A 3,976-nucleotide genomic window follows, 5' to 3' on the forward strand; every position below is an offset into this window, starting at 1 on the left:
CCGGCCCGCCAGTCAGGTCAGACTCGAGTCCGTCGGGCCCGGGGCTGCTTGCGCCGGCTAACGCGGACGGGAAGGCCGCGCACTCCCTTGCGCCAGGAGTAGCGCTTCACCGAGGTCCGTTCCCAGTAGCCCACCATGACAACCCTCTCTACCTTGCAATTCGGGCGGACGCCTTCCGTTTCAGGATGTCACTGAGTTTGTAGCGCCTCGAGCACTGGAGGCAGAAGAACTCCTCCTCATACCGATCGAGGAAGAGATCGCCGGAGCAGTGACGGCAAGCTCGCAGCAGTACCCGTCCATTACCGTTGACCATCTCGCCCTCCTTCGGATGCACATGACAACCTTTCGCTACAGCTCGGGGCCGCGCCGCCGGGGCCACGCCCGACCGCAAGCCCGGTTATTCAGTATCAAATGGGCTGGAGGTTGTCAAGATACCTTATAATAGTATTGTCAGGAATCTTTGGAGCGCCGCGCTATGGGAATGCTGGATGACCACGCCCGGCTGTCGAACGACACGAGCGCCGAGCATGACGCCATCGTCAAGGCCCTCCACGCCCTCGAGGCCGCACTCGCCTCGCCGGCGCGGGGGCGCGAGGCTCGCTGGCTCCGGCGGGTCAAGGCCGACCTTCAGCCCCTGATCGAGGCGGTCATCGAACACTGCCGCGCCGCTGAGGCGCCGCGCGGCCTGGTCCGCGAGCTGGAGGCGGCCATCGGCCGTCCGCACGAGCTTCGAGTCGTCTCCGAGGACCACAGCCGCATCGCTGCCGAGGCGCGCGACCTGCTGAGCTCCCTGAGTGCCCTCCCGGACGCTGGCGAGGTCAGGACGCGCGCCGCCCGCCTGAGCGCTGACCTCCGCGCCCACCTTGCGCACGAGGCGGACCTCATCTACGAGGCGTTCATGCGCGATATCGGCGTAGGAGACTGAATGGAGGTTGGAGCATGGCTATCCGTGTCAAGGAAAGAGCGCTGCCAGTAGAGGAGATACTCCGACCGTCCGCGGCGAGCTTCCGGCGCCAACACGTCGAGGCTGTCCAGGCCATAGCGGAGCAACTGTTCCCCTTCCCGACGCCGGAGTTTCCTCACTTCCGGACGTTCGTGAACGAGCCCGAGGTTACCCAGCGCATCTTCACGACCCTCGGGCGAGAGCTCACGCCGGACATCGTCGTCCTGGAGTGGCCGGAGCGGAAGCCGCGCATGGTCGCCGAGGTCCTCACGCCAGACCTCCTGACAGAAGGAAACGCGCGTGAGGTCTGGCTGCCAGAATCTCGCTTGAAGGACGTGACCTTCTTCCTGTACCTGCCCGCCGGCTATCTGGAGGAGGGCAAGCGCCTCCTCAAGGCCGCCGGCATCAAGCGCAAGAACGTGCAACTCAGGACGTGGCGCAGGCTCGTAGGCCAAAATCGGATGGACGTCGTGATGCTGAAGTGAGGCCGCTCGAGGGAGAGGCGGAGGGCTCGATGCGCCTCCGCCCTCGGTAGACGGGCGTCCTCGAGGAGCCAGGCCGGCGCCCAGACAGGGCGGCCCGCCGTCCCCGTGCCGGCGGCCCTCCGCGCCGCGCGCTGCTAACCTTTGTGCGTGGCGGACAAGGTATCGCGCTGGGGCCGGGCGATCAGCCGCAGGCAGTTCTTTGAACTCTCGGCGGCCGGCGCTGCCTTGCTCGCTGCCGGGGAGGGGCTCGACTACGCGCGCGAGATGTGGCGCCAGCAGGAGGCGTGGGCGGCGGCCGCGCTCCCTAACGACGAATTCCTGCGCCAGCATGGCACCCTCTTTCGCAACGTCGCCCTCGGCGCGTCCTTTGCGCCGGAGCAGTGGACCGGCGGCGCGGAGCGAAGGGGCGCGTCCCTGGCCGCGCTCGACTGGCTGTCCCGAGACCTCGGCATCAGGCACGTGCGCCTCGGGCTGCGCTGGCAGCGGGTCGAGTGGCGGCGCGGGCACATCGACCTGTCGATGTACCGCCCCTACCTGGACTACGCCTTCGGGAACGGGCTCCAGGTCTGCCTCAACGTGGGGCCCATCCGCACGTTTCGCTGGCCGGAGGAGCACCTCCCGTCCTGGCTACCGGGCTTCGTCCAGGTCCCGCCCGATGGCGCGCGCATCCGCGCCGGGACGCCCCTCACCGAGGCCGCGAGCGACTACGCCAGCCGCCTCCTCGAAGCCCTCACGCGGGAGTACGGCGCCGAGCGCCTCAGTTCCCTGCCGGCCGTTCAGACCGAAAACGAGCCCTTCTACCGCTTCCGCACTCACAGATGGGTCCTCGACGAGGACTACGTGCTGGAGTGCATCCGCCGGCTCAACTCCGTCTTCCCACGCTCTCTCATCCTCGTGTCCTCGGCCGGGCGTCTGGACTTCGGCCCGATCCAGGACCTCTTTTCGAAGCTGCTGGCGGAGGGCGATGAGTATCGGGGACGGCTGGTCATGGGCTTCGATTATCACTACAAGACGCCGCAGCGGGACTCTTTCCCCGTCATCCGTTGGACGGACCCGATCACCTTCCAGCGCGTTGGCTACCAGACATGCGACGAGAACCGGGAGATGGCCCGCAGCCTGGGCTACGCGATCGAGGTGACGGAGGGCCAAGCGGAGCCCTTCGGCCACCTGAGCGAGCCAGGCAATTCGGCGCGCCACTTCCGCTTCATGCTCCTGCGCTGCGCCGGCCGCGTCCTCCTTCCGGAGCAGCCTTCCCTCATCCGCATCTGGGGCGTCGAGGAGATGGCGAAGAAAGTCCTGTCCGGCGAGACGACCCCGGAGCATGAGGCGATCTTCGACCTCGTGCGCCGGATCAATGCCGGCGTCTGAGCCGTGCCCCGCCCTGGACCAAGCGCGCCGCGAAGCGGATGCGCGCGGGCAGGAGCCAACCGCTGAAGCGAGCGCTTGACTCTTTCCTTGGGCCACGGGGTCCGTACGTGAAGTGCTGACGCTCTGAGGTGCTGAGGCGCTGTCCATTACGGTCCCATTAAGCCTTCGTCTTCGGGCCGCGAACCGGCTGGGCCCGGCTGTCTGCGCCCTCCGGAGGAGCGCTAAGATCAACGCAGTAGCCAGGAGGTGGGCGATGGCCACGACCAGCGGCATTGAGATCAGAGCGCGCGAAGTCCCCCGCGCGGCCGAGGTGCTCACTCCGGCAAGCCTCCAGTTCCTGCACGACCTCCACCGCGAGTTCGAAGGCAGGCGGCGCGAGCTGCTCGAGCGCCGGCGGCAGCGTCAGGCGGAGTTCGACGCCGGCGCCCTGCCCGACTTCCTAGAGGAGACGAAGGGCGTGCGCGAGGGCAGCTGGTCCGTGGCGCCGCCCGCCCCGGACCTTACCGACCGCCGCGTCGAGATCACCGGCCCGACGGACCGCAAGATGGTGATCAACGCTCTCAACTCCGGCGCGAAGGTCTTCATGGCCGACTTCGAGGACGCGAACAGCCCCACGTGGGCCAACATGATCGAAGGCCAGGCCAACCTGACGGACGCCATCGAGCGCGTCATCAGCTTCGAAAGCCCCGACGGCCGCGCCTACCGCCTCCACGACGTGACGGCGACCCTCGTCGTCCGTCCCCGGGGCTGGCATCTCGTCGAGCGTCACCTCCTCGTCGATGGCGTGCCGATCTCCGGGAGCCTCTTCGACTTCGGCCTGTACTTCTTCCGAAACGCGGCCAGGCTCCTGGAGCGGGGCACCGGGCCCTACTTCTACCTGCCGAAGCTGGAGAGCCACCTCGAAGCCCGCCTCTGGAACGACGTCTTCCTCTTCTCGGAGCGCCGCCTCGGCCTGCCCGTAGGCACGATCAGGGCGACCGTCCTCATCGAGACGATCCTCGCCGCCTTCGAGATGGACGAGATCCTGTACGAACTGCGCGAGCACTCGGCCGGGCTGAACGCGGGGCGTTGGGACTACATCTTCAGCGTGATCAAGAAGTTCCGCTCGCGGTCGGACATGCTCACGCCGGACCGCGCCCGGGTCACGATGACAGTGCCGTTCATGCGCGCCTATACCGAG

At 67.5% G+C, this 3,976-nt stretch carries 4 protein-coding genes; all 4 read left to right on the top strand.

Annotated elements, in window-relative coordinates; translation table 11 throughout:
* Nucleotides 1-460: 460 nt before the first annotated feature.
* A complete protein-coding gene (locus VNN10_13355) occupies nucleotides 461-925 on the top strand; it encodes a hypothetical protein (GenBank protein ID HXH23008.1) in 465 nt (154 codons plus the stop codon).
* 14 nt (nucleotides 926-939) lie between these two features.
* The gene (locus tag VNN10_13360) at nucleotides 940-1,428 is read left to right on the top strand and encodes a hypothetical protein (GenBank protein ID HXH23009.1); all 489 of its coding nucleotides are present in this window, start codon (nucleotides 940-942) and stop codon (nucleotides 1,426-1,428) included.
* 147 nt (nucleotides 1,429-1,575) lie between these two features.
* On the top strand, nucleotides 1,576-2,796 hold the full coding sequence (locus tag VNN10_13365) for a hypothetical protein (protein HXH23010.1): 1,221 nt from the start codon (nucleotides 1,576-1,578) through the stop codon (nucleotides 2,794-2,796).
* Between the two features lie 253 nt (nucleotides 2,797-3,049).
* Nucleotides 3,050-3,976: malate synthase A (locus tag VNN10_13370; protein HXH23011.1), on the top strand; the 927-nt coding region annotated here is incomplete at its 3' end.

The sequence above is a fragment of the Dehalococcoidia bacterium genome (genome assembly GCA_035574915.1).
Lineage (GTDB): Bacteria > Chloroflexota > Dehalococcoidia > DSTF01 > WHTK01 > DATLYJ01.

Coding starts and splice junctions, on each gene's coding strand:
- VNN10_13360 (HXH23009.1), top strand. CDS start 940: ATGGCTATCCGTGTCAAGGAAAGAGCGCTGCCAGTAGAGGAGATACTC.